The 4,691-nt window shown below is 53.4% G+C and carries 6 protein-coding genes; 5 read left to right on the forward strand and 1 reads right to left on the reverse strand.

The genetic code is table 11. The features are described 5' to 3' along the window. The first annotated feature begins 742 nt into the window (after window positions 1-742). Window positions 743-1,297 carry a hypothetical protein gene (locus tag KGZ92_09805; protein ID MBS3889557.1) on the forward strand — a complete coding sequence of 185 codons (555 nt, stop codon included), beginning with the start codon at window positions 743-745 and terminating at the stop codon, window positions 1,295-1,297. A gap of 347 nt (window positions 1,298-1,644) precedes the next feature. Further along, the gene (locus KGZ92_09810; protein ID MBS3889558.1) at window positions 1,645-1,815 is read left to right on the forward strand and encodes a hypothetical protein; all 171 of its coding nucleotides are present in this window, start codon (window positions 1,645-1,647) and stop codon (window positions 1,813-1,815) included. Between the two features lie 542 nt (window positions 1,816-2,357). Here KGZ92_09810 and KGZ92_09815 read toward each other — a convergent pair. Further along, complete coding sequence (locus KGZ92_09815; GenBank protein ID MBS3889559.1) at window positions 2,358-2,810, reverse strand: hypothetical protein; 453 nt, start codon at window positions 2,808-2,810, stop codon at window positions 2,358-2,360. Here KGZ92_09815 and KGZ92_09820 point away from each other — a divergent pair. From KGZ92_09820 to KGZ92_09830, 3 genes are all read left to right on the forward strand, one after another. Continuing rightward, entirely contained in the window at window positions 2,746-2,976 is a 231-nt protein-coding gene (locus KGZ92_09820; protein MBS3889560.1) for a S8 family serine peptidase, read from the forward strand. The two genes, KGZ92_09815 and KGZ92_09820, sit on opposite strands and share 65 nt — an antisense overlap. A 1-nt stretch (window position 2,977) precedes the next feature. Then, window positions 2,978-3,307, forward strand: a complete 330-nt coding sequence (locus tag KGZ92_09825) for a hypothetical protein (protein ID MBS3889561.1) — start codon at window positions 2,978-2,980, stop codon at window positions 3,305-3,307. Window positions 3,308-3,450: 143 nt separating this feature from the next. Continuing rightward, on the forward strand, window positions 3,451-4,691 hold a 1,241-nt coding region (locus tag KGZ92_09830), incomplete at its 3' end, for a S8 family serine peptidase (protein ID MBS3889562.1).

Below are 4,691 nucleotides of genomic sequence, written 5' to 3' on the forward strand. Positions count from 1 at the left end.
AGCTGTAAATTGTCTTCTTCTCCCCATTTTCGCGAACCTTCTTTCCTGACAGTTTCCTGTCTTTTATTATATCAGGCTCACTAAGAATTTCGGAAATTTTGTCTAGTTTCATGGGGACATTATATTAATGATGGATCCGCTGCGCACGACTTTTTTGCTGTACGTCAGTGGGCTACAACTACACCAGGGATAGTCGCATACAACTCGACTTGGCGAAACGATAGACAGATCCCGCAACAGAACTGGGGCTGGGGCCAGCTCGGCGCTGAAATGATCGACAGGGATCCCTTAGGGACAATCAGTGGAAGCCAAACAATCGGAGTATCTCTAGCTGGAGGGACAGAGGGAGCAAGCGCCACCCTATCTTGGAGCTACACTCAACCTAATGTGACCACAAACGATCTAAGCATCTTGGTGCCGCCTCGAGCGCGTTGGGAACAACTATTCAACACTTCAGCCAGCCAAACGACTTCCGGGGGAATGGAGCCGGGAAGCGCAGTGCGAACAATCGCGCCCGCCGCGCCAGGCACATACCGATTGCTTGAGCAAAGAACAGATGTGAGATATCGTAACCCACGGCTTTTTGGTGATGATCTGCGAGAGTTCGCCCACGTGTTTCAACTATCTGTTGTCTACTAGTGACACCTGCCCGATAGGTTAGAGCTAGGCCGCCACACGATTGTTGATCTTGTGGCGGCTCGCAAAGCTTATGCTGCTCATACTATACAAGGAGGATCAAATAATGGATCTGTTTTCGGGACGGCAATGGAATGTAAGGCGGGCCTTACTGGGACTGGGGGTCATTTTGGCAATGTTGCTGATTTCAGTCATCGTAGTTAATCGACTCGGCGTCGGCGCCATGAGAGGTAGAATTGACAATGCAGTTTCCGCCCAGATCAACGACTTAATCCGAGTTTGGGAAGGGACCCCTTCCCCTGTCACAGTGGAGGGGGGTGGTGACAGATACACTCTCAGAGCAGGCCGCATTGCTTTGATGCTGCGCCACACTCAGGTCGGTATAAGTGCCGAGGAAACAAGCAAATTACAGCAAGACGTCCTAGACAAAACGGAGAGGGAGCTAGGGAAGCCATCAATGTTTGTGGTAGCACAGAGCACGACAGGCAGCGACGGACGCCTAGTTGTCTACGGATTTACGGTCAGCAGTGCTTGGGTGCCAATCGACCACGGCATATATGCTGGTCTCAACACCAGCAATAGAGAGATGAATATCATCTTTAAAGACGCGTTGGAGTGGTTCAAACAGCAGGTGACTACCTTATATGGCGGGACCCCTTAGCTAGGATTACCCATCGCATGCGAAATGACGATGTCGGGCTGGCATGACGCAAGAACTGCAGGTATAGATTGCTTTAGGGATGCGGCTGATGCACTAGCTTTTGGGGCGGAGCTACTGAAGAAAGCCAGCTCGGTCGATGAGGTTTACACCTTGTTAAGAAAAGCGTATGCTCTCGTGCAAGGCAAAACCTGTTAGCAGCAGATGCTCCCTACTAGAACCATAGCCCCCTCCATTATTCGGAGCGGGGCCTTTTAGTGTCAAGCGACACTATCATTGGCACGTGACAGGATTGCAAACAGAGCTATAATATGCTTAAAATGAATTAACTGAATTTTGGAGGGGATCACATGAAAAAAACGATTGCGTCAGTGCTTGTACCCCTGCTTGCCCTTAGCATCATTGTAGTCGCACACTTTGTTCCCCCAACGACTCCCCTTGATGAAGCCCCACAACTCGTGGTTTCGGAGTTTGTCCCGCTACTTGATCCCCCTCCGCCACGTAAGCCGTCTTTTAGCTAGTGCCCCCTTGGTCATTAGGGCACTTGAAAAGCATCCGCCCATGATTCTACTTGGCACGACTTCACAGGGGCAGTGATCACCCACAATGACCCTGCCGACCCCTTGGCACACGCAGAAGAATGACAGGGGCTCAGCAAGATTGAAGGCGATTCTATCTTGGACAGCCTAAACCGCTCGGATTTTCCATTGCAAGGAGACATACGCTTATGCTTACGAAACTGCACTTTAAGACCATTGCAGTCTCTCTGGTGCTTGCGTTGGTGTTAGGTCTCACTGGAATCGCAGGGGTCTCGCCGCAAGTGGACGCATCATTGACGACTGCGTTCGTCCAAGGCCAAATTCTCGTCGGGTTCCGTCCCGGGACACACGCGCTTGATGTTGCCTCGGTCCACAGGCTCAATCAAGGACAGGTGCTGAAGACTCTCGAACGGATCGGGGTTCAAGTGGTGCAGGTGCCCGCGGGAGACGAACTCCGCGCGGCAGCCAGATATCGCGCAAACCCCAACGTGCTTTTCGCGGAAATGGACGGCATTGTACATGCTCTAGGCTTTACGCCCAACGACCCGATGTTGCCCGACCAGTGGGGTCTGGCTAGGGTCGAAGCCACTCTGGCTTGGGGCGTAACCCGGGATAACTCCACGATACGCATAGCCATACTCGATATGGGGATCGATGCGGGCCATGGCGACATCAATCCCAAGGTGGTGGCCGCCCAGAACTTCACGACCAGCCTCACCGTGAGTGACCGGAACGGCTACGTCACCCATGTTGCTGGCCTTGCCGCTGCTGTCACCAACAACGCCCGGGGGCATAGCGGGAATGGGCTTTGACGCGGTGCTTATGAACGGCAAGGTACTAGGCGACGATGGCAGAGGCACGTGGTCATGGGTTGCCAACGGCATCATCTGGGCGGCGCCGGCTGTGGACATCGTGTCGACCTTCCCTCGGTCATCGCTCGGGGCCGACCAGTATACCTTGATGAGCGCTACTTCCATGGCGGCCCCCTTTGTAGCCGGGTTGGCGGGACTGGTCTGGACTGCTCCGTGGGGGACGAGCAACACTGCGGTTCGCGACCGAATCCAGTCGACCGTCGATCCGATCGTAACTGACCAGCCTATTGGAGGTCGCATCAATGCGGCACGCGCGGTGGGGGCGAGGTAGCATGCCTAACGACTCGGGTAGCGTCGTGGATGGTATGCTCGGGGTTCTTAATCGGCGCCATTGGACTGGGGCTGCCCGAGCGGTTCGGCGAGCGACGGCAGACTTGGCTGACTGGTTAAAGGTGAACTATAGCGAAATAAGCCTGCGAAGGGTTACTCCAATGACGTGGCCTGACGCCAGCCTTGGCTGGCCGGAACCCGATCGGATGTACGCCCAAGTACTCACACGGGGATATGCCATAGTGCTCACTTGTGGGCACGACGAATACGAGTATCGGACGGACGGACGGCGAATATTGATCCGAGGCGAACCAAAAGGACTTGAGAAGTAGGGCTGGGCGGGCCATATGCAAAGGAGGTGGATATCTTCTATACCAAAACTGGATAACTCGCTAAGCAAATCCTGTCGGCCAATGCGGAGCAGCATCAGGTCTCTTCGGTAGTAAAAAATATAAGCGTAAAGGGAGTTGTGGTAATGTCGCGTAAATTAATAACTATGTTGTTAATTGTAGCTTGTGTTCTTTCGCTGGTCGTAACATCAGGCGCCAAAGTTACCATCCTTGAAGAGAACGTACCATTCTACGGCGATCTCGATGGCAACAAGCTTTCAGACGATCTCGACGACTTACTTGCAAAGAGAAGCCCTGGTGAAAAGATATCCGTTATTGTTGTTCTCGACAGAGCCCCTCAGGACGAAGTTTTGCACGACCTCTCGCTTGGTGCTGCTGAGCTGAAGGGTCGCTGGGAACATGCTATTCAAGGTTTCTCGGTGGATATGACTCCGGGGCGCATTAGAGCTATGGCCAGACATCCTTTTATTCAGAGAATAGACTTGGAGCGCACATACCATGCTCTCGGCTTGGGCTCGGCCACAACGTGGACCGGGGTTCAAGCGGCACGTAGTACATATGCTGTGTGCGGTGATCGCGACGGCAATAGGCTTACCTATTCAAGAGACGATGTCGTGATCGCAATTCTTGATACCGGTATTCATGCGGGTCATGTGGACCTAGACGGTGGCAAGGTCATCGGCTGGTTCGATGCCATCAATGGCAGGACAACGGCTTACGATGACCAAGGTCATGGAACGCATGTGGCTGGAATTGCCGCCGGCACGGGAGAAGGCAACAACGTGGACATAGGTGTAGCGCCTGGTGCGGCCCTAGTAGGGATCAAGGTTCTGAATCGGCAGGGGTCTGGTAATACAACGCAGATTATAAATGGCATCAATTGGATGATTAACAACAGAGCCACTTTCAATATTCGTGTTGGCAACATGAGCCTAGGCTCCTCTGGGTCATCTGACGGTACCGATAGTTTATCTCAAGCTGTAAACAATGCGGTTAACAACGGCATTATCATGGTTGTCGCCGGAGGCAACTCAGGTCCGGCACTTCGCACCACAGGGTCCCCTGCTGCCGCCGCTAATGCCATTACGGTGGGCGCCCTTCATGCCCCAGGTGACAGAGGATGGGCACTGGCAGCCTTTTCTAGTAGGGGGCCCACAGCCGACAACCGCACTAAACCAAACATCACCGCGCCGGGTGCCAACATCAATGCTCCCTCTCACACTAGCTCGACAGGGTATGTGAGCCAGAGTGGGACTTCCATGGCTGCTCCGTCTATTGCAGGAGTAATAGGGCTCATGCTTGACGCCAACTACTCTTTAACTGACAGCGGTGTAAAGGATAAAAACTGGTCACAGCTTATTCAGAA

It is taken from the genome of Bacillota bacterium (genome assembly GCA_018333655.1).
In the GTDB taxonomy this organism is placed as follows: domain Bacteria; phylum Bacillota; class UBA994; order UBA994; family UBA994; genus BS524.